Below are 20,657 nucleotides of genomic sequence, written 5' to 3' on the forward strand. Positions count from 1 at the left end.
GGCAATGACCTCACGAGGGTAGCGAAAGCCCTTCAGACGCGGCATGCTGGATGGAATGTTCATTCATTGCATTTAGTCGTCGTCGAAATGCCAGACAACTTGGCAATACCGCAGTTAGTCCAGCCGACACGATAAGAAAGGTCGCAATTACAATCGATATCGAAATCGTCAGAATGGCACGGCCATGCCGAACCAAGTTCTCTCGGGTTAAAGATCCTCCAAGAAGAAACGCGACCATCGTCAAGGCCACAATGGATACCTCGTCGAACCAAATGGCAACGTCGAGTGGGATCAACCCCATCCCGGCGTTCCCTGCGATCAGACCGAGGAAAAGTAAGGTTGTAACACGAGGAAGATGCGTGGCCCTGCCAAGCTGGTCGGCCGCCAATCCGGCAAGGAAGAGGACACCAAGGGTAATCAGAAAGCCGGCAACGTGCATAGAAAACCAAGCGTTAAGTTCATGTCTAGACTACTCTAACTCCAACTCCGCCTACTAGGGTCAGGATGCATTGATTTCCCGAGTGCTGCGTGATTCACGGCTCCGAAAACAGAGCGGTGACATGAGCAGTCTTTTCTGGCTGACCGACGCACAGATGGCGTGTCTGAAACCCTACTTTCCAAAGTCGCACGGTAAGCCAAGGGTCGACGACAGGCGGATTCTGAGCGGGATAATTTTCATCAACCGCAATGGGTTAAGGTGGCGCGACGCTCCTGAAGCCTATGGTCCACACAAGACGCTTTATAGCCGTTGGAAGCGCTGGAGCGAAAAGGGCATATTCGCGCGGATGATGGTGGGGCTAGCTGCCGAGCACGGCGAACAGAAGACAGTCATGATCGACGCGACCTACCTGAAGGCACATCGAACAGCGACCAGCATGGCCGCTAAAAAGGGGGGCGCGGTCGCCTGATTGGCCGGACCAAAGGTGGTATGAACACCAAGCTTCACGCCATTTGCGACAGCCAGGGACGACCGCTCGACCTCTTCATCACCGCCGGACAGGTCAGTGACTATATCGGCGCACGGGCATTGCTGGGCGGTTTGCCAAAGGTCGAATGGCTGCTCGGAGACCGAGGCTACGACGCCGGCTGGTTCAGAGATGCGTTGAAAGACAAAGGGATACGCGCCTGCATCCCTGGACGAAAACAGCGCAAGAAGATCGTGAAATACGACAAGCGCGGATACAAACGGCGCAACCGCATTGAGATCATGTTCGGCAGGCTCAAAGACTGGAGACGCGTGGCAACCCGCTACGACAGGTGTCCCAAGGTCTTCCTCTCGGCCATCGCGCTCGCAGCCGTCGTCATCTTCTGGTTATGAATCCTGACCCTAGGAACCGATGTCGGAGAGATTGCGAGTGTCCCGTCGCAGCTTTAGCCGAAGGTCCTAAAAATAAGGGATATTGATCTGTATTAAGGCGAAAGCGCGCCGCAGGTGGCAAAATAGCTCATTCAGAAAATGCGGAGGAATTTTCGATGCCGACAAAGAAATCCAACACAAATAGCCCGACCTCACTTTTGGATGTTTTCAAGCAAATGCAGCCGCCCATTTCTGGCAATCCGGCCTTCGGTGCCCAGATCGAACAATTTTGGGACGCGCAAGAGAAATTGCTCGAAGAAACCGAGGCCTTTGCGCAGCATTGGTTCGAACGGCGTCATGAGGCGGTCCGGACGGCTCTAAAAGCTGCACGCAATGTGTCTTCCGCGAACCCGTCCGATCCTTCTAAAGCCTTTCAGAGCATGGCGGAGTGGCAGCGCCATTCGACGGAGCGGTTGGTTGCTGACGCTCAGGAATGGTTCGAAACCGTGTCCCGTTGTGCATCTTATGTCGCTGAAACCGAAGTTGAAGCTGTTGAGAAAACAGTTGATGATGTTGTAGCCGCTACAAACGGCGCGGGGAAATCTTCAAAGTCTGAGCCTGTGTAGGTTTCCTGCTGCCGAGGAACCAAACTGGAATCATTGGAGCAGTAGATAGGAGGTCAAATGTACAAGAATATCCTGATCCCGGTTGCTCTGGACCAAGAATACGACACACAAGCGTCGTTTGAAGCCGCGCGCCAATTGGCTGATGCGGACGCTGTATTCACTGTGATACACGTCCAAGAGCCAATTCCGGCGTATGTAGGGTCTCAGATTCCCAGCGAAGTACTTGCCAATACGCGGCATGAAATCCTGGAAAACCTGCATCAAACTGCTTCTGAAATTCCAGGCGCGAAGGCTCGGCTCATCTCTGGGCACGCGGGTAGGGCTATTGTAGACTTCGCAAATGAGAGCGACGCGGATTGCATCGTCTTGGTTTCGCACAAGCCTGGTTTTGAGGACATATTCTTAGGTTCCACTGCGAACAGAGTCGTGCATCACGCAAGGTGTTCGGTTCACGTAATTCGTTGATCCAAGGTTAGCGACACAACCATATAACTGTATTCTACCGTAGGCTACATCCTATCATCCCGAACCAAACGCCATCTCCATTTTTGTATCGATAACCAAAAATGGAGTTGGGAAATGTCACAGTTTCGGAAACTGATTTCTCTTAGAGGAACGTATCCCTCCACTACAGCATCTACTCAAGATCTCTTTTTGCGTGCAGCTGACTTCGCAAGACGCAAAGACCACCCACTGTGGATCGATGTGAATGGCGTTTCGAAGGCATACGTTGCATTTGAGCAGGCTCTTGAAGATGCATTGATCAATGCAGCCTGCGAGACAAATGAAACTAGCCCAGAGAGATTACGCAAATTCTTCGGCGATTTCGTTTCGAAATTTGCCTTGGCTTGCCCTCGCGGGGAAGAGTTTTTGCCCGACATCGCTCGCGTCCTTTTTAAAGATAGCGAACTTAAAAATTCATTGGCTGCAACAGCTATATTGAAAGTTCGCGGCCGCGATTGCCAATTTCAGGAAGACTTTCATAGCGCCGGGCGCCAAGTCTATGGGGGCTACGATCCGCAGTTCGGACAGTGACGCAAGCGATGCAGTCTCTGGAACTACCTGCAAGTTACGTCGATTTATGGGTCATAATTTTATTGAAGTCGTTACTTGTGCGTTTCCAGACGGTTCAAAAGGGCTGAACCGCCTCGGTTTTCCCGGAGACCGATTACTCTGTTTCAGGCGGCTTTATCGGACTCATTGCACTGTTCATAGAATGTCTCCTCGGCTTCTACTGGCGAGATGTTTCCGATGGGTTGCAGCAGGCGGCGGTTGTTGAACCAGTCGACTCATTTGAGGGTTCCCCATTCGACAGCATCGGCGGTTTTCCACAGCCCTAACCGGTGGATGACCTCGGCTTTGAACAGGCCGATGATCGTCTCGGCCAGAGCATTGTCGTAACTGTCGCCGGCGCTACCGACCGAGGGCTCTATCCCGGCCTCGGCCAGCCGCTCGGTATAGCGGATCGACACATATTGGCTGCCCAGGTCGCTGTGATGGATGAGATCGTCACCTAGTCGCCGTTCATAGAGCGCCTGTTCGAGGGCATCCAACACGAACAGGGTCTGCGGGGAACGTGACGCTCGCCAGCCAACGATCCGGTTGGCGAAGGTGTTGATCACGAAGGCCACATAGACAAATCCCTGCCAGGTCGAGACATAGGTGAAGTCACTGACCCGGAGCGTGTTTGGGGCCGGTGCCCGGAATTGCCGGTTCACCTTGCCGCGCGGGCATGGCAGTGCCTTGCCCGGCCGCGTTGTTTTCTGGGCCTTGCCGCGAACAACGCCCTGTATGCCCAACTGTCGCATCAGCCGTTCCACCGTGCAGCGTTCCACATCGAAGCTTTCGCGGCGCATCTTATGCCAGACCTTGCGCACCCCGTAGACCTTGAAGTTCTGATCCCACACCCTGTGCACTTCGCGCCGCAGGACGGCATCCCGTTTGGCGCGGTCAGATGCACGATCCGGATCACGGACAACGGCCAGATGGTCGTAGAAGGTCGAAGGGGCGATCGGCAAAACCCGGCAGATCGGCTCGACCCAATACTCGGCCCGGTGATCGCCCCCTCTCGGGACATTGCGTCCCGCAATGCCTAGCCGGGCAGTGGATATACCCGATCATCGTTTCAGTGGGCGGTCGAGCTCCGCCTGAGCAAGATACGCGCTGGCCTTTTTTAGGATCTCATTGGCCTGACGCAGCTCCCGCACTTCGCGTTCCAGTTCCTTGATCCTGGTCCGCTCTTCCGACGTCACACCATCCCGGCGGCCAAGGTCAGTTTCCTCCTGCTGAACCCAACGCCGCAATGTGTCCCGGCCACAGCCGATCTTCGGCGCAATCGCCTTGATCGCTGCCGCCTGACTCTCATAGCTGCCTTGATTGTCGAGCACCATCCGCACGGCCCTTGCGCGTGTCTCAGGTGAATAGTGGTTCGCTCTGTTGTCTCTTTCCATGGCTCCAATCCTTCCTCGATTTGGAGCCTCCGGAAAACTCGGAGCGGTTCAACGGTCGGCCAGTCGAATTATAGAACAGAACAAGGTGTCGACGGATATCAGACAGTTCGACGAACCGGTCTATACCTCGAAGAATATGGTCTTGCGGAACATGATCCTCAATCGAGAACTCGTAGAACTGTGACCCTTGTGTTTGCTGCCTTGGCCCCTTCATCGCTCATTCTCCCGTTCAGTACGGAAACTGAATCAGCGACTTGTGCGTCAATCAACGAAGAGTTTTTCGCCAGAATAAGCCCAAAACCGACACTTTAGGTTCAGTGACTACGAGTTCGTTGCGATGTTCCCTTCCATCCTTAATTACAAAACGGATGACCGACGGGACAAAACTAGATTCAGTTAGGTTTTACACAATCCAGAATTTTCTGAGCAGCTAACTGAACCGACTTTCTCAACCGCATGAACTCTGAGTTCGCAGCCAGCCGGGCCTTTAGCTCCGCGTCCCCAAGTAGTCGGTTAATCGCATTCTCCAACTGCTCCGGCGTCCAATCCCACCGATTTAACCTGAGTCCGACACTGGTTTCAACTGCTCGCTGGGCGTTATCGTGCCCGTCCCAGCAATAGGGGAGGATCAGCGACGGGGCCCCGAAATACAGCGCTTCGCAAAAGCTGTTGTTACCGCCGTGGTGAATAAACAGATCGCATTGTTCAACCACGGAAGGCTGCGGGAACCATTCCTGCAGATGAACATTGTCTGGTACTCTGGAATAGGCATCGATCTGGGCCCCGACATTGACCAGAAACCTCATGTCCATTGTCTTGAATACGTCGAACAGGCTTTCAAAGAATGTGACATCCATAGCACCCAGGCTACCAAAACTCACATACACCAGAGGCCCGTCGTTACGGGGCATCTGAGGTACACGGTAGGGACCTTCTTGGCGTACGCAGCCTTCGAGGAAGGTGAATTGTCCAGGACTCAGCGCCTGATCACGATCGTGGCGAATTATCGATGGCGCCAAAAGAAGGTTTTGATGCGGTGATGTTTCTAGGAACTCACCATTAGGCAATAGCTCAAGTCCCCGATCCTGGCGAAATTTGTTGTAGCGAGCATGAATTGGGCCAAGGGTCTCCAGGTACTGGTCCCGGAATGCCGCGCACCCGGCCACGTCAGATGCCGGCAGGCCGGACAGGTACGGCGGTAGGCAGTTGTCTGGCAACTCGGTTTCCGCGCATGAAATGACCCTGACCCATGGGCGCTCGGATCGTACGATGGCTGGGAACATGATGACGTTGTCGAGAACGACGACATCCGGGTTGATCCGCTCTAGCGCCGTTTCCAACCCCTGCTCAACCGATTCCGCAGTCTCGACGATTGCGCTCCAAACGGGCTCTACATAGGTGGCCAGTTGGTCAGTTGGGAGCATGCTAAAATGCGGTAGGTGATGACTCAGGAATTCCTGCCAATAGGTCTGGGTTTCCTCTTCTGTCAACTTTGATTGAACTGGGACGGCGAACTCGTCAAAACCGTAATCTGCGAATACGCCACCAAAGCCACCGTGGGTCAGGAAAACGGGGAGTGCGCCCATTGCGCGAAGCTCCTGAGCGATCCCCACACAATTCAGTGCAGCCCCAAAACTAGCTTCAGGGAAAAAAGCGATTAAAGGTGCTTCCTCGCGGTTCATCATTCACTCATCGGATTGACCCGCGGGTCGCTTGGACAAGCGCCGGCGCGCCACGATTGGCGACGCTGGGTCTTTGGTTCATTGAAAGCCGCAAATGAACCCTCATCTGATCCGCCGCAAGATCGAAATGACCCTGCTCGATGAAATCAAGTATGCGCAGATGTTCCTCAAGCGCCTGCCTCATCCGAAAGTCGATCATACCGAACGATCCGCCTGGCAGGTGGCGCAACCCATGATGGGCAATGAGAGCAGAAGCTAGATACTGGTTGCCGGACGAACGAGCGATAAGCTTGTGAAAGGCAAGATCCGCGTCTTGGAATTCCTGGCTGTTGAAGGAGTTTTCCGACTGCGCCAGAAGCGCTTCGGTTTGGGTGCGGACCAGATCGGCGCGCTTGGTGTCCAACTTGAAACCGTCGGACAGAATGGCCTGCGGTTCCAGTATTAGACGAAATTCGTAGCTCTCAATCCGTCCTGAACGGTCTCCGGGCATGCGAGTGAACACCCAGGATTGGCCTTCGGCTTTCTGAATCACGCCTTGGGCTAGGAGAGCTTCGAGCGCACGCTGTGCAGCGCTGCGGGAAACTGAATATCGCCGGATCAGGTCTGTGACATTGATGGCGCCGTCCAGGCGTCGGGCTCCGCGATCTCGTAGGATGTCACCAGCGAGATCGGCACCTGCTCCAACCGAATGCTGGTTGAGTATCGAATGCCCCTTTTCGGGTTCGCATTCTAGGACAAACCCACCTTCTGCCGCTTTGCGTGCCATCCCCTCTTTTTCCAGTAGCCTCAATGCGGATCTAACTGGAGTGCGAGAGACGCTGCACGAATCAGCGAGGGTTTTTTCCACCAGCCTGTCGCCCTGATGCAAGTCGAGATCCATCGCAACGTCCAGTATTTTTTGAGCAAGTTTCAAGTGTTTGCTTGGCGACATAACAAGGCGGCTTTCGTCATTCTTAATTAATATACAATAAAAACGGTACTTTAAATGTCTTCATCGGGCCACACAAAAATGATTCAAAAAATTGTTGAGTTTTATTTAATCAAAAAATACCGTGATTGCATCACATATCTCGCCCCAGAAGCGAGCGCGGATGTCAAGGGAGGAAGACATGACCAGCAAGTTCACCAATTCGTTCCGTTTGCCATTTGCTTGGCTCACAGCCGGGGCGGTCTGCGCTCTCAGCGTATTCGCCGGAGCGGCCCAAGCAGAAAAAATCGTGATCTCGAACTGGGACGGTTACATGCCGCCGGACCTGCTGGAGAATTTCACCAAGGAAACCGGTATCGAGGCCGAGCTTTCGGTGCATGGCACCAACGAAGAAATCATGGGCAAAGTCGTAGCCGGTGGGGGCAAGGGCTATGACGTTCTTTTCGTCTCGTCGCCATTTGCCGAAGCATTAAACAACTTGGGGCTGGTGGCTGCTATCGACCACGATAAGGTTCCGAATGCGTCCAACTTGTATGACGAAGCTAAAGAACTGGCTCATGATCCGGGCAACAACTATTCAATGCCATACGCTTGGGGCACGACGGGCTTATGCTACCGGTCAGACCTGATGGCAGAGCCGACTTCGTGGAATGATCTGCTCAAACCCTCTGACGACCTGAAAGGCAAAGTGACAATGCTCTCGACGGATCGTTGGCTGATGGGAGCTGCCGCGCTAGCCCTCGGAAAGTCGCTGAACGATACGTCGGATGAGACGTTGGCGGCTGCAAAGGACCTGCTGGTTGCGGCGAAGCAGGATCTGCTGGCCTACGACGATGCAACTTTTTATCTGAAGTTGGTATCGGGCGAGGCAACGATGGTTCACGCCTGGGATGGCTGGTGTAACTACGGCATTGGTGAGAACGCAGACATCAAGTATACGATCCCATCAGAAGGATCGGATCTGTGGGTAGATGCGCTAGTCATCACGGATGCATCTGAAAACAAAGACGCGGCGCATGCCTTTGTGAACTATGTCTTGGGCGCGGATGTCGGTGTCTGGGTTGCCAGTAATATCCTTTACAAAACGCCGAACAAGGCTGCGATGGCGGCGCTGGACCCGTCCTTGATCGAAACCTTCCCGAACATGGGAATGTCGCCTGCAGACCTTACCAAGTACGAGCAGTTGCGCGATCTCGGCAATGGCCAGAAACCCTTTGCACGTACCGTGACCGAAATTATGGCCGCACAATAAGTGATCAAACCCTGAGCAAAACCCGACCCGAACAAAGGGTCGGGCCGATACGATATCACTCCACAGATTGCCAAGTATATGACCAATCGACTGAAATCGGTGATCTTGCTGGGGCCGGGCCTGGGTTGGCTTGCGCTTCTTATGGTGGTGCCGTGTGGTCTTATTTTTACCTATGCGTTCTTTGAACGCGGTATCTATGGCGGCATCGACTACGTCTTTACGTTTGAAAATTTTGTGCGGGCCGCCGACCCACTATACCTCGGAATCTTCCTGCGCTCGGCCAAGATTGCATTTCTGGCCACCATAATCGCGATCCTCATCGCCTATCCGGCGGCCTATGCCATCACGCTGGCGCCGCGGCGTTGGCAGACCGGTTTGCTGATCTTGGTGATCCTGCCGTTCTGGTCCAACTACCTAATCCGCACTTACGCCTGGATCGTGATGCTGAACCGCGAGGGCTTGATCAATAATACTCTCCAGGGGGCAGGCTTGATCGATGAGCCGCTGTCTCTGCTTTATAACAATTTCGCGGTGATCGTTGGACTTGTCTACAACTACACCCCCTTTGTGGTTCTGGCGATCTATTCATCGCTGAACCGCATAAATGTCGAAACCATAGAAGCCTCGGAAGATCTTGGAGCGCCCGCTTGGATCACTTTCTACCGGGTGATACTGCCACAGACCGTTCCCGGCATCGCGGCAGGTGGTGTTTTTGTTTTTGTGCTGTCGATCGGTAATTTCATAACGCCCGATTTGCTTGGTGGCGGGCGACTTCAGATGGTTGGAAACCTGATCTATGACCAGTTCCTGAGCGCCCGCGACTGGCCGTTCGGAGCAACGCTGTCGATGTTCCTGATTGCGATTATGATGGGGCTTTTGTTCGCACAGGCGGTATTGGCCAATCGCGCAGCGGGACAGAGAGGGCAGGACTGATGCGGGGCCGATCCAACATGGGCCTGAAGCTGCACCTGGTATTGTTTTATACCTTTCTCTATGTGCCGATCCTTGTGCTCATGGCGCTAAGCTTTAACCGGGCCGGACTTCCAACTGTATGGACCGGGTTTTCGTTGGAATGGTACGGCAAGTTGTTTGCCGCGGATCCAATACTGTCGGCGGCGCGCAACACGCTAATCGTGGCCTTAATCTCGACCGTTCTGGCGACATTAATCGGCACGCTTTTGGCGGTCGGTGTCGAAACACGGCGTAATTCTTCAGTTCTAGACGCGGTTCTGTTCGCGCCGATGATCATCCCGGACATAGTTTTGGCCATCGCGCTGTTGTCCTTTTTCACTCTGCTCAACATGACGCTCGGGCTTCATTCGATCATTCTGAGCCATGTCGTGTTCAACATTGCGTTCGTTGTCGCCGTGGTGCGAACGCGGATGCGCAATTTCGACCATTCGATACTTGAGGCCAGTGCCGACCTTGGGGCCAGCGAATTCACCACCTTTCGTCGCATTCTGCTGCCCGCCATCGCGCCGGGGGTTATTGCTGGGGCGCTGCTGTCTTTCACCCTGTCTGTGGACGAATTCATTATTGCCTTTTTCACCGCCGGTGCCGGGCAATCCTCGACCACGTTGCCGATGCAGATCTACGCAATGATCCGATTTGGCGTCACGCCGGAAATCAACGCGATGGCTACCATCGTCATGTTTGTATCGTTCACGCTGGTCTTCTTCGCGCAGCGTGCCGACAAAGAGGTTTTCAGCCGATGAACCAAGCGATTCAACTCAGGAATATAACCAAGAGATACGGTTTGGTGACTGCGATCGACAACGTTTCGCTGGATATTCGCGACAACGAATTTTTTGCACTTCTGGGCCCATCGGGTTGCGGCAAGACCACACTGTTGCGGACGCTGGCCGGGTTCGAAACACCACAGGAAGGACAGGTAATCGTTGCCGGGCAGGACGTGACAAATATACGCCCCAGCAGGCGGCCCCTGAACCTGATGTTCCAGTCCTATGCCTTGTTTCCGCACATGAGCGTCGAAAAAAACATCGCCTATGGGTTAGAAATGGAGAAATTGCCCAAGGACGAAATCGCAACGCGAGTGGCCGAGGTTCTCGAAAGTGCGAAACTTTCGGGCTTCGCAGGGCGCAAGCCGGATCAGCTTTCCGGTGGGCAGCGACAGCGGGTTGCTTTGGCGCGCGCGCTGATCAAAAGGCCAAAGGTCCTGTTGCTGGATGAGCCCCTTTCAGCTCTGGACAAGAAACTGCGAGAAGAGATGCAGCTGGAGCTCAAACGGTTGCAGCACGAGGTAGGGATTACATTTCTGATTGTGACCCATGACCAGGAAGAGGCCTTGGTCATGGCCGACCGGATCGCTGTCTTGCATGACGGTAAGCTAGCGCAGGTCGGTACTCCTCACGAGCTCTACGAACAACCCGGATCGCGCTTTGTTGCAGATTTTATCGGCGTGATGAACTTTCTGGACGGAAACGCCGTCGACGGCGGTGTCGATGTCGACGGGGCGGGAATGCTGAGGGGTGTTTCCGAGCTGCGCGGTGCTGCCACAATTGCTGTGCGCCCGGAACGGGTCAACCTGATGCAGACCGCCCCTCAAGATGGACGCAACTGCCTTCCCGGCATTGTCGAAGAAGTCGCCTATCACGGGTCAGACCTGGGTGTGTATGTACGCGTTCGCGGCGGGAGGAGCATCCTTTCCGCCCGAGTGCCCGCCAGCCAAGCCGACCGTGAAAGTATCCAGCCGGGTCAGGATGTCCACTGCGTATGGGACGCCAAACATTCCCGCATCCTGCCCAACTGCTAAGCCAAATCTAACCGGAGACCTACAATGTCACAGAAAACCATCGCCTTCTTCCCCGAAGCTGCCTTTGGCCCTGCGCTGAATTCGGTTGGCATCGCGCAGGCCTGCGAGAAACTGGGCCATAAGGCCGTATTTCTAAGCGATCCCGGCTTTGTCGAGGTATATGAAGGTTATGGGTTTGAGGCGCATCCTGTTGCCCTGTCCGAGCCGATGGAACCCGAGGCGATGGCAAAGTTTTGGGAAGATTTCATCAACGGTCACATCCCAAATTTTCGCAAAAGCCCGATTGACCAGATCGATAACTACGTAAAGGATTGCTGGGAGGCGATCGTCGACAGCGCGAAATGGGCGCAAAAAGATCTGCCCGAGGTACTGGCAAAAATCAAACCAGATATGATCTGCGTGGATAATGTCATTATGTTCCCAGCCATCAAGCAGTTCGGCGTACCGTGGGTGCGGATCATCTCATGTTCCGAAAACGAAATCCCAGACCCGATTGTGCCGCCGCACTTATCGGGCTGCCGGGTGGATGACCGCGAGGGCATGGAGGCCTATGAGGCAAAGTTCCACGAGGTGATCAAGCCGATCCACGACGACTACAATGCGTTCCTGGCCAGATGCAACGAAGACGCCTATCCGATCGGAGAGTTTTTCGAAGCGTCGCCCACAATGAACCTTCTGCTTTATCCCGAGCCGGCAAAGTACGAAAGGCAGAACCCACTGGACCCGAACAGATTCCAGTATCTCGAAGGTTGCGTACGCGAAGAAGAACCCTTTGAGGTGCCAACGTTTAAGTCCAACAATGACAAACCACTTCTCTATGTATCTTTCGGGTCGCTTGGCGCAGGTGACACCGACCTGCTAAAGAGGATCATTTCGACCATTTCCAAGTTGCCCTACCGGGCGCTCGTAAATGTCGGGGATTACATGGACGAATACACAGACATTCCCGACAACGTGCACATACAGAGCTGGTATCCCCAGCCTTCAGTAATTCCGCAGGTTGACGCGGTGATACATCATGGCGGTAACAACTCGTTCACCGAGTGCCTGTATTTTGGCAAAGCAGCAATCATCATGCCCTATGTCTGGGACGGCCACGATAACGCCACTCGTGTTCAGGAAACAGGCCACGGGTTCGGGTTTCACCGATACGACTGGACCGATGATGAATTGGCTTTTGCCCTCGACAAATGTATCAACGATCCAGGAATGCAGGCGAAGATGGCGGCAACCTCTGCTCACATGCAGTCACGGCATGGCCCGACCAAGGCAGCTGGCATTCTCGACGACATCCTGAAAGCTGCGGAATGAGCAGCGCCCCGCATCTTTCCGAAATCTCGACCCGCACCGACCTTACGGACTGGGGATTACAGCCGGACATGATTGAAGGCCAGTCGCATTCATCGGGCTTGCTGGTTCACAAAGGCCCGGACAATCGGCCGGAGATCGGCGCATGGGTCTGTACTCCAGGCCGTTGGCGCCTAACGATCCCGCGTGACGAGTTTTGCTATTTTGTGCAGGGCCGCGCGGTGTATCAGTCGGATGCAGGCGAAAGCATCGAAGTTACGCCCGGAACGGCCGTACTATTCCCCGCCGGTTGGGTAGGGGAATGCACGGTCGTGGAAACATTGCGCAACACTTACTACCTAACGGATCGCGAACCTGAATCATGACCACGCCAAGTATGCAAAACCCGCTCCAGCAGACTGACCTTGTCGATTGGGGGGTAATCCCGACGATGATTGAAGGGCAATCCCGCACGTCGGGAAAGCTGATCCACAAGGGGCCTGACGGCCGGTCCGAATGCGGCCTTTGGGTCTGCACTCCCGGTAAGTGGGAATGTCACGTCACCAAGGACGAGTTCTGCCACTTTCTGGAAGGCCGCTGTACCTATGTCCATGAAAACGGAGAGGTAATTGAGATTACGCCCGATACGGCGGCCTTTTTTCCGCAGGACTGGAAAGGCGTATGCACTGTCCACGAGACGGTCAAGAAAGTGTACATGATCCGCTAACGGCGCAATGCCTTTTAAACAAGGGGGCTGCCCAATGCGTGACCCGTTCAAATCCAGCTACTACCTAAACCCTCGGCATGTCCCATTGGAGGGTAGTGGGACCACGCTGGTCAACCCGTCTACCTTGCAGCCCGTCGGGGTTTTTGGTGAACCGTCGCCGCAGATCGTGGACCAGGTTCTGGATCGGGTCAATGCGGCGCAAAGGAAATGGTCTGCAACGGACTGCAAGTCTCGCGCGCGGGTATTGCATCAGATCGCCAACGAGATCGAAAGCGGCGACATGACTGAGGTCGCCCTTTTGATGACATTGGAAACGGGCAAACCTTACCCTGAATCGATCGGCGAGATTGCGAATATCCCGCCGGTTTTCCGGTACTATGCCGAGATGGCGCGCAATGACGCGGGCAAGATCGCGGGCACCATGCAAACTGGATCTTTTCAGTATCAGACATACGAGCCCTACGGCGTGTCCGTGCATGTGGTTCCATATAATTTCCCCCTCATTCTTGGCTGCTGGTCGATGGCCGCATCACTTGCGGCAGGTAACGGTGTTGTGTTGAAAGCCTCACCCGCAGGAACTTTGTGCACGATGGCGTTCATGGAGTTTTTTCAGGCGCTGCCACAAGATCTTATTGCTTGCGTGCCGGGCGGGGCAGACGTGGGTAAACAGTTGATTGCCAGCCCCAAAACCCATGTGGTCGCCTTTACAGGGTCCGTGCCGACAGGTCGTGCAGTCGCAGTGGCCGCAGCAGAGAGTCTAAAACCGGCAATTATCGAGGCTGGCGGGAGCGATCCACTTATCGTCAGTAAACACGCCGACATCGCGGTCGCTGCTGCCGGAGCAGTGACTGCTGCCTTTTTGCAGTCGGGTCAGGTTTGCACATCGTCTGAACGGATTTTTGTGGTCGATGATGTATATGACGATTTTGTCGACGAGTTCGTGGCCAGAACCCGGAAACTGCGCATCGGCGACGGCATGGGGGTGGCGGAAATTGGACCTCTGGCCTCCAAGGAAGCGCGAGATAAGGTCGTGCGGCTGGTGCGCGATGCAACGGAGAAAGGCGCGGTGGTTGAAGTAGGAGGCTGTATCCCGGATGATGCAGGGCCAGGTTGGTTTTTCGAACCAACGATCCTGACCGGCGTGACGGCGGACATGTTGCTAACTCAGGAAGAGGTCTTTGGGCCGGTCGCTTCGGTCATTCGGGTTAGCGACTTTGACCAAGCACTTGAACTGGCAAACGCGTCGCAGTTCGGCCTTGGCGGATGCCTGTTTACCAGCGACTTGGAGGAGGCATTTCAGGGGGTGAATGAACTACAGGTGGGGATGGTTTGGGTCAACAACCCGCTGGTGGACAACGATGCCTTGCCTTTTGGCGGTATCAAGAATTCTGGACTTGGACGCACGCTAGGCCTTCAGGGACTCGAGGCATTCAGGCGATCCAAGATGGTCGTGATCGACCCGAAGGCGAAGGAGGCGGACTGGTGGTATCCATATCCCGACGACTGGTTCTATTCAGATGACGTACAAGGCGGGAGAAAGCACACCGGCTAGGGTGATCGGTGCGACCTGATCGACTCTACAACGGATGATGAGCTAACGGCAGGATTGTCCCGCCAACCGGAACTGCAAAGTCTATTTTAGAATGTCCAGTTCGGGTAGTCCGCGGCCCTCCGGCACAAGCGGGCCAATGGCTGAAAAATCCGCAAGACATCTTCAGCGCTTTTCTACTGTGGGTCTGCCATCCGTCCCAATAAGGTCATTTATCTAAACAACCGGGGCATGTGTACTGGTTGTCCGTTAGATTAATAGTTCCTCTGACATTCGACATAGGCCAAATCCGGCTCCCGCAACCGGGTCGAATAATCTCAACACAGGCCGTTCAGACTACAATTGATCCACTCGATCAATTGCTTAACGTCCTCATCTCGTCAGCCTCATAACCCGAAAGTCAGTGGCTTCGGTCAACGGGACAACCAGGCGACAATCTGGTCCGTTTCCGGTCTCCTGCGCGTGCGTTGTGGCATTTGAATCACCAGTCCTCGGTTGGTTCGAAACGACTTGGTATGCGCAACGATCAGCTCGCCCGTGGCCAGGGCGTCTTCGATCAGGCACAGGTGTCCCATCAGTATTCCTGCGCCCGCCTTGGCTTCCTCTACGGCCAGACTGTAGAGGGAGAATTGAGCACCACCTTCGGCATTATGCAGGTCATAGCCAGAGTGCTGGGCCCATTTGGTCCAATCTTCACTCCACACCAGATCGTGCAGCAACGGTAAATCCCGAAAACCGTTTGCGCCGCATATTTGGTCCTTAAGCGTCGGGGCACAAACCGGCACGATCTCGTCCGGGCAAACAACCACCTGATTTGCCGTGTCGTTCGGTGGAGCGAAGAAGATTGACAGGTCGAACAGTTCGCGCCCAAGGCTCGGCGGCGCTTCCAGCGCTGTGACGGAAAAACTGATGTCGGGAAAATGAGATCGGATCTGGCGTAGCCTTTTGGGGAGCCAGAGTTGAGCAATGGCCGGCAAGGCAGCGATATGAAAATCTGCATTGGGTTTAAGGTTGCGCAGCGCCTGGGTCGCGTCGGCCAATTGGTCAAAAGCCCGGGTAAATCCAGCAACCAGCGATTGCCCCTCGGGCGTGAGTTCTACGCCTTGTGCGTTGCGTCGGAAAAGGGGTGCACCGGCCCAGCTTTCCAGCGTTTTGATGTGTTGCGAGATGGCGCCCGGTGTGACGTTCAACTCTTCGGCCGCGGCGACAAAGCTGATGTGGCGCGCCGCCGCCTCGAAAGCGCGCATTGCGTTCAGTGGGGGCCCTTTGGGGCGCTTTGGGGAAACGCTCATCATCATAGCCTTAGTTTTTCTACGCCAAGAAATAACAATTCTGCTTTGCGAAGTCACGCAGCAGCGGCCACAGTGGAAGAAACAGGAGGATGTCAGATGACACTTGCACATAGAGACTGGGTGCCCGCCGCAAGCGAAACGCTGGTTCAGAGTATCTCAACAAAGACAGCATCAGCATCGTCCGGCGACCTACTGGGCCGGATCGCGCATCTGGCAGAGAAAAACCGCCGCATTCACGAGAAAGAGTGTTTCAACCTTAACCCCGCGACAAATGTCATGAACCCCAAGGCCGAGGCGCTTTTGTCGTCGGGTATCGGATCCCGGCCATCGCTGGGCTATCCCGGTGACAAATATGAAATGGGGCTGGAAGCAATCGAAGAAATTGAAGTCATCGCGGCCGAGCTTTGTGCAGAGGTCTTTGATGCCCGATTTGCAGAGGTTCGCGTGCCGTCGGGCGCAATTGCAAATCTTTATGGTTTCATGGCGACTTGTAACCCAGGGGATACAATCATCGCTCCGCCTGCAACGATCGGCGGCCATGTGACCCATCATACTGCGGGCTGTGCAGGGCTGTTCGGGCTACGCACGATCGAGGCCCCGGTTAACACAAAAGGTTACACCGTCGATCTGGACCAGCTGCGCGATCTGGCGCGGGTTGAGCGCGCCAAGCTGATTACGATCGGTGGAAGTCTGAACCTTTTTGAACACCCTGTTGCCGAGGTGCGGGCCATTGCGGACGAAGTTGGCGCGAAAGTCATGTTCGATGCCGCGCATCAGTGCGGGATAATCGCGGGGCGTGCATGGTCGAACCCGTTGAATGAGGGCGCGCATTTCATGACCATGAGCACCTATAAAAGCCTTGGTGGACCAGCAGGTGGATTGATCGTGTCGAATGATGTCGACATCGCCAAAGCATTGGATGCCATTGCTTTTCCCGGGATGACGGCCAATTTCGATGCCGCCAAAACGGCTGCGCTTGCGGTTACGATGCTGGATTGGAAAGATTTTGGCCAGGCGTACGCAAACGAGATGATTGCACTGTCAAAAGCACTTGCCGCCGCGTTGGATGCGCGGGGCGTTCGCGTTTATGCGGGTGCGGAAGGCTTCACCAATTCGCATCAGTTCGCGGTTCTGGCAGAGCCCTATGGCGGAGGGCAGGCCGCATCAAAGAAACTTCGCGAAAGCGGGTTCCTTGCGTGCGGCATCGGATTGCCTGTCAAGCCGATTGAAGGGGACTTGAATGGGTTGCGGATCGGCACTCCTGAATTGGTTCGCTGGGGCATGACCTCTCAAGATGCCGAGCGCCTCGCCGATTTGATCAGGCGAGGACTGGACGGCGAGCCTGTTGCTTTGGAAGCCTCTGCCTGGCGCAGTGAATTCGACACGCTGCATTTCGTGAACTAGGCGCAAGCGGCCACCACAATCGCCCGGTCTGGTGGCTGCTCTTAACTGTTTTCCTGAATAATCGCCTCAATTCTGGCCAATGAAGCAGAGTTGACGGCGACACCTTTTTGACCTGCCGCAAAGCGACATGCACGGCGCCCATCTCCGGGCAAGTGCGCGCCGTCCTGATTTCTGATCGACGCGACCAAGTCCGAAATTGCGTTTGAAAACAGTCCATTTGACGAAACCGCAGGGTCAATAGCGATGAAGAACTGCCCGGTTTTCGGTGGACCCCCGACCGTCCCCGAGAACGGAGAGGCATGCAGCCCAAGTGTAGACCCCGTCAAAGCGGCCGCCATGATTTCAGTCAGCAAAGCGATACCCACACCTTTGTATCCGCCGGATGGGGCCATGCTTCCTTTCAGACCGACATTCGGGTCTGTTGTCGGGTTTCCATCCGGGTCCAGCGCCCAGCCGACCGGAATGGCTTTGCCTTCTCTGGCGTGTTTCATCACTTCGCTTTTGGCGATGGTGCTGGCGCTCTGGTCGATCAGCAACGCGGGTTGTCCGTCTGGACCCGGTACCGCAACAGAGAACGGGTTGGTGCCGACAACGGGCTTCGATCCACCCGAAGGAGCAATGGATGCAGGTGCATTGGTGAATCCAAGACCAACCAGGCCCGCCTGCGCCAGTCGATACGTGTGATAACCCAACACACCGCAATTGTAGCTGTTGGTGATCGCAAGGGCCGCGATGCCCTGTTCGCGTGCCGCCGTGATCAATGCTTCGAAGCCCAGGTCAATGGCTGCATGTGCGAACCCGGTCGCAGCGTCTACACGGATAAGGCCGGGGCGCGGGGTTTCCAGCGTCGGTACTGCCTGACCGTCGACCTTCCCGCATTGTACATGTTCACAGTAGATCGGGATATAAGCCAGACCATGACTGGCCACCCCATCTGCTTCGGTTGCCGCCGTGGCCACGGCCAGAGGGCGCGCGTTTTCTTCACTTGTGCCAGCGGCAACCAACGCGGTGAAGGACAGCTTTTCGATTTCGGCAAGCGACAGGGTTTGGGTCTCGGTCATCTGATGATCCTTCAGTCATTGTCCGACAGGCCGGAACCAGCGCCAAGCAGTCGGGATTCTTCAGTTGCAGGGGCATATGTACGGTGCGCCATGGAGTTGAGAATCTGCCACACCTCTGCATTTGGGGCGGCACGGCTTTGCAGAGGACGACTGTTTTGAATGTGGCCGCCCTCAGTTATCTCAACATGATCAGCGCGGTCTAAATTGCAGTCTGCGCAGCTTAAATGAACACCATCAGTTATCGCAGCATACCCGTCAAAGGTGACTTTTACTGTCGTTCCCAGTTTTTTGGCCCCCGCAGCGACAAAGGGCAGCAACAGCAGCGGTGCCGCGAGATTTGAAATCGAAATGGTGCCTTGGGACAGGACGGTCGGTGAATCCGATATCGCAGCTCCGGTCATCAGGGGGCACAGGTCTTGTTGGCCAACCCATACTCCGTTCTGAAGCACAGGAATGTGGCGTTCCAGACAGGGCGCATATTCACGTTTGAGCAGTTGGGCCAGAATGGCGGGCCCGTCGAACCCTTGGCCGTTTAGCCACCGGGTGGCTTTCGCAGCCTCTTCCGCCACGCCCCAGGCATATCCGGCCCCACGGGTTGCGCGTTTGGCTGTTGCTTCGACTTCGTTCAATGAAAAGGTCATTGCGCAACCTCCGGATAAACCCACAAATCTGCGTTCGCGGTATTTAGCTCATCGGGGTAGGGGGCGCCGGCATACATGCAGATGCGGACCCAGCGATCTGAACGAGGGTCGAAATGCGTTGCGCCAAAGAAGGATAGTTTTGCGCGCAACATATCGATGGGCATCACATTCGCGCCGATTGTGTTGTCATGGATCTCACCATATGGCGCGACACGGCTGATTTGTGCGCGGCGTACGGTGTGGCGGTGCTCAGGGTGGCGCATAAGAAACTCTGCTATCGGCGCATCATCCGGCCACTCTTGCAAAGCCTTGAAAGCCATCGCCGCATCACGCGCGGGCGCGAGCGGTTGTTCATAGTCTGCAATCGGTTCTTCAAACCGTTCACCCAGTCGGGGTTCCAGTTTCTCTTCCGAAACGTACCAGGCCCGCGCGCAGTTTTTCGGATCACTCCAATCAAGGTCCAGCGCCCAGTCAAAGCTTTGGCGGATCAAGTCGCGCACATCGGATACCCGCATCGCTCCATCAATCACCTGTGCAGCCGCATTTGTGTCCGCCATGCAGCTGGACAGCCCGTCCACGACATCTCCGTAAGGCTCAAGGATCAGCGAGGCCAGCAACTCCTGGCCTTCTTCGCTGAGCGCAGTTTCCGACCATCGGATCATGCGATCCCACGGATGGTCTCGTGTCAGGTCGTCTGTAGCCAGAAATACGTCGATCGAATTCAGGTCGTCCTTTAGCGCAGCGAGTTTTTCAACCTGTATCGGGTGTTCAGATTGCCACCACGTGATTGACTGTTTGCTGCGCGCGAAAACGTCGCGAAAGACACGCGCGTCTTTTCCGGTTGCTGTCTCAATTGACCGCACGCGCGAGATGGCCTCTTCCCGCGCCATGATCCAGTTGTTGAACAGAACGGGATGGTTCACGATGAACGGCGCCATTCCCAAACCTGTGGAATTGCCGATGCCCAGCCAGCGTGCGATTTCAGGATCAAGCGCGGCGGTCTGACCCCCGCCTTTGACCTGTGCCATAAATTGCACCAGATCGCGTACAAAAACTCGGGTCAGATAGACTGACAGCATTTCGATCTGGAAGGGACCACTGACCTCATTCCGGTCCGCCGTTTTCTCACGATCCGCAGCGCCGAATTTGCCCGACCCATAAACAGCCGTGGTCCTCATCAGATAGCCGACCTGATAAATCTGTTCCAGGTCCGGTTGCTGGCCCGCAGCCAGACGATCCACCACATGAGCCCAGAGTCGCACGGAACGGTTGGCGCGTGACAGTGACAATTCGGTTTCGCTGACACGCCCTGCCTCTTGCAGCGGTACGTTCAGGGACAGGCGATCTATGTCTTCTGGCGTGGGGATGCCATCGAACAGCGCAAAGGTGGCGTCCCACGCTTCGGCAATAACCCGGTCTGACCGTTGATCGGCAGGCAGGTCATGGGCAAAGGCGACCAGCGAATAGGCGCGATCGGGGCCTTGCGCGGTATAGACCGCATGCCCGACACCTTTGTCGTCAATTTCAAATGCAGGGCGCGAAAATCTCCAGTTTTCATCGGCCATGCGGCGTGTCAGTTGCCGCATAAAGCTGAGCCGACATTGGTGTAGTGATCCCAGTCGTGACAGTCGCATGACCATAGCGGGGTCACGTCTGGCGATCTCTGTCTGCGCGTGTGGTTCCATTTG

At 55.3% G+C, this 20,657-nt stretch carries 19 protein-coding genes and 2 pseudogenes; 13 read left to right on the top strand and 8 right to left on the bottom strand.

The window, feature by feature from the left end; translation table 11 throughout:
- Positions 1-560 precede the first annotated feature (560 nt).
- From ACR0BF_RS15690 to ACR0BF_RS15705, 4 genes are all read left to right on the top strand, one after another.
- A protein-coding gene (locus tag ACR0BF_RS15690; RefSeq protein WP_480625278.1) for an IS5 family transposase occupies positions 561-1,318 on the top strand; the annotation gives its coding sequence in 2 pieces (ribosomal slippage) (positions 561-885 and positions 885-1,318; 759 coding nt in all).
- Between the two features lie 155 nt (positions 1,319-1,473).
- Positions 1,474-1,923 (top strand): phasin family protein, encoded by a 450-nt coding sequence (locus ACR0BF_RS15695; protein ID WP_480625279.1) that lies wholly within the window; start codon positions 1,474-1,476, stop codon positions 1,921-1,923.
- Between the two features lie 57 nt (positions 1,924-1,980).
- Positions 1,981-2,388: a universal stress protein gene (locus ACR0BF_RS15700; RefSeq protein ID WP_209508050.1), complete on the top strand. Its 408-nt coding sequence runs from the start codon at positions 1,981-1,983 to the stop codon at positions 2,386-2,388.
- 114 nt (positions 2,389-2,502) lie between these two features.
- Positions 2,503-2,958: a hypothetical protein gene (locus ACR0BF_RS15705; RefSeq protein WP_480520140.1), complete on the top strand. Its 456-nt coding sequence runs from the start codon at positions 2,503-2,505 to the stop codon at positions 2,956-2,958.
- Positions 2,959-3,101: 143 nt separating this feature from the next.
- Here ACR0BF_RS15705 and ACR0BF_RS15710 read toward each other — a convergent pair.
- The 4 genes and pseudogenes from ACR0BF_RS15710 to ACR0BF_RS15725 form a co-directional block, all read right to left on the bottom strand.
- Positions 3,102-4,373 (bottom strand): annotated as a pseudogene (locus ACR0BF_RS15710) (IS3 family transposase).
- Positions 4,374-4,425: 52 nt separating this feature from the next.
- Positions 4,426-4,587, bottom strand: a pseudogene (locus ACR0BF_RS15715) (transposase); the annotation flags it as partial.
- Between the two features lie 178 nt (positions 4,588-4,765).
- Positions 4,766-6,055, bottom strand: coding sequence for a nucleotide disphospho-sugar-binding domain-containing protein (locus ACR0BF_RS15720; protein WP_480474648.1), 1,290 nt, complete (start codon positions 6,053-6,055; stop codon positions 4,766-4,768).
- A gap of 7 nt (positions 6,056-6,062) precedes the next feature.
- Positions 6,063-6,986: a GntR family transcriptional regulator gene (locus tag ACR0BF_RS15725; protein ID WP_480474650.1), complete on the bottom strand. Its 924-nt coding sequence runs from the start codon at positions 6,984-6,986 to the stop codon at positions 6,063-6,065.
- A gap of 178 nt (positions 6,987-7,164) precedes the next feature.
- Between ACR0BF_RS15725 and ACR0BF_RS15730 the strand changes: the two genes are divergently transcribed.
- The 8 genes from ACR0BF_RS15730 (at position 7,165) to ACR0BF_RS15765 (ending at position 14,574) form a co-directional block, all read left to right on the top strand.
- Positions 7,165-8,235 (top strand): polyamine ABC transporter substrate-binding protein, encoded by a 1,071-nt coding sequence (locus ACR0BF_RS15730; RefSeq protein ID WP_480606425.1) that lies wholly within the window; start codon positions 7,165-7,167, stop codon positions 8,233-8,235.
- A 78-nt stretch (positions 8,236-8,313) separates the two neighbouring features.
- Complete coding sequence (locus ACR0BF_RS15735) at positions 8,314-9,168, top strand: ABC transporter permease (protein ID WP_480606428.1); 855 nt, start codon at positions 8,314-8,316, stop codon at positions 9,166-9,168.
- The gene (locus tag ACR0BF_RS15740; protein ID WP_480520132.1) at positions 9,168-9,950 is read left to right on the top strand and encodes an ABC transporter permease; all 783 of its coding nucleotides are present in this window, start codon (positions 9,168-9,170) and stop codon (positions 9,948-9,950) included. Before ACR0BF_RS15735 ends, ACR0BF_RS15740 begins: the two co-directional genes overlap by 1 nt.
- 44 nt (positions 9,951-9,994) lie before the next feature.
- Positions 9,995-11,008 carry an ABC transporter ATP-binding protein gene (locus tag ACR0BF_RS15745; protein ID WP_480625280.1) on the top strand — a complete coding sequence of 338 codons (1,014 nt, stop codon included), beginning with the start codon at positions 9,995-9,997 and terminating at the stop codon, positions 11,006-11,008.
- A gap of 24 nt (positions 11,009-11,032) precedes the next feature.
- Positions 11,033-12,319 (top strand): glycosyltransferase, encoded by a 1,287-nt coding sequence (locus tag ACR0BF_RS15750; RefSeq protein WP_480474660.1) that lies wholly within the window; start codon positions 11,033-11,035, stop codon positions 12,317-12,319.
- Entirely contained in the window at positions 12,316-12,681 is a 366-nt protein-coding gene (locus tag ACR0BF_RS15755; RefSeq protein WP_480625281.1) for a cupin domain-containing protein, read from the top strand. Before ACR0BF_RS15750 ends, ACR0BF_RS15755 begins: the two co-directional genes overlap by 4 nt.
- A complete protein-coding gene (locus ACR0BF_RS15760) occupies positions 12,678-13,022 on the top strand; it encodes a cupin domain-containing protein (protein WP_480474664.1) in 345 nt (114 codons plus the stop codon). The genes ACR0BF_RS15755 and ACR0BF_RS15760 overlap by 4 nt, the downstream gene beginning before the upstream one ends.
- A gap of 34 nt (positions 13,023-13,056) precedes the next feature.
- Entirely contained in the window at positions 13,057-14,574 is a 1,518-nt protein-coding gene (locus tag ACR0BF_RS15765; protein WP_480625282.1) for an aldehyde dehydrogenase family protein, read from the top strand.
- A 410-nt stretch (positions 14,575-14,984) separates the two neighbouring features.
- Here ACR0BF_RS15765 and ACR0BF_RS15770 read toward each other — a convergent pair whose 3' ends face one another.
- Positions 14,985-15,863 (bottom strand): LysR family transcriptional regulator, encoded by an 879-nt coding sequence (locus ACR0BF_RS15770; RefSeq protein ID WP_480625283.1) that lies wholly within the window; start codon positions 15,861-15,863, stop codon positions 14,985-14,987.
- 96 nt (positions 15,864-15,959) lie between these two features.
- Between ACR0BF_RS15770 and ACR0BF_RS15775 the strand changes: the two genes are divergently transcribed.
- Positions 15,960-17,267, top strand: a complete 1,308-nt coding sequence (locus ACR0BF_RS15775; RefSeq protein WP_480625284.1) for an aminotransferase class I/II-fold pyridoxal phosphate-dependent enzyme — start codon at positions 15,960-15,962, stop codon at positions 17,265-17,267.
- Positions 17,268-17,308: 41 nt separating this feature from the next.
- Here the strand turns inward: ACR0BF_RS15775 and ACR0BF_RS15780 are convergent, their stop codons facing one another.
- From ACR0BF_RS15780 to ACR0BF_RS15790, 3 genes are read right to left on the bottom strand one after another with little or no spacing between them, the layout of a single operon-like run.
- Positions 17,309-18,328: an Ldh family oxidoreductase gene (locus tag ACR0BF_RS15780; RefSeq protein WP_480606446.1), complete on the bottom strand. Its 1,020-nt coding sequence runs from the start codon at positions 18,326-18,328 to the stop codon at positions 17,309-17,311.
- Between the two features lie 11 nt (positions 18,329-18,339).
- Entirely contained in the window at positions 18,340-18,969 is a 630-nt protein-coding gene (locus ACR0BF_RS15785) for a DUF3726 domain-containing protein (RefSeq protein WP_480555326.1), read from the bottom strand.
- Positions 18,966-20,654: a hypothetical protein gene (locus ACR0BF_RS15790; protein WP_480625285.1), complete on the bottom strand. Its 1,689-nt coding sequence runs from the start codon at positions 20,652-20,654 to the stop codon at positions 18,966-18,968. The genes ACR0BF_RS15785 and ACR0BF_RS15790 overlap by 4 nt, the downstream gene beginning before the upstream one ends.
- Between the last annotated feature and the right edge of the window lie 3 nt (positions 20,655-20,657).

Source organism: Ruegeria sp. AG7 (genome assembly GCF_056541545.1).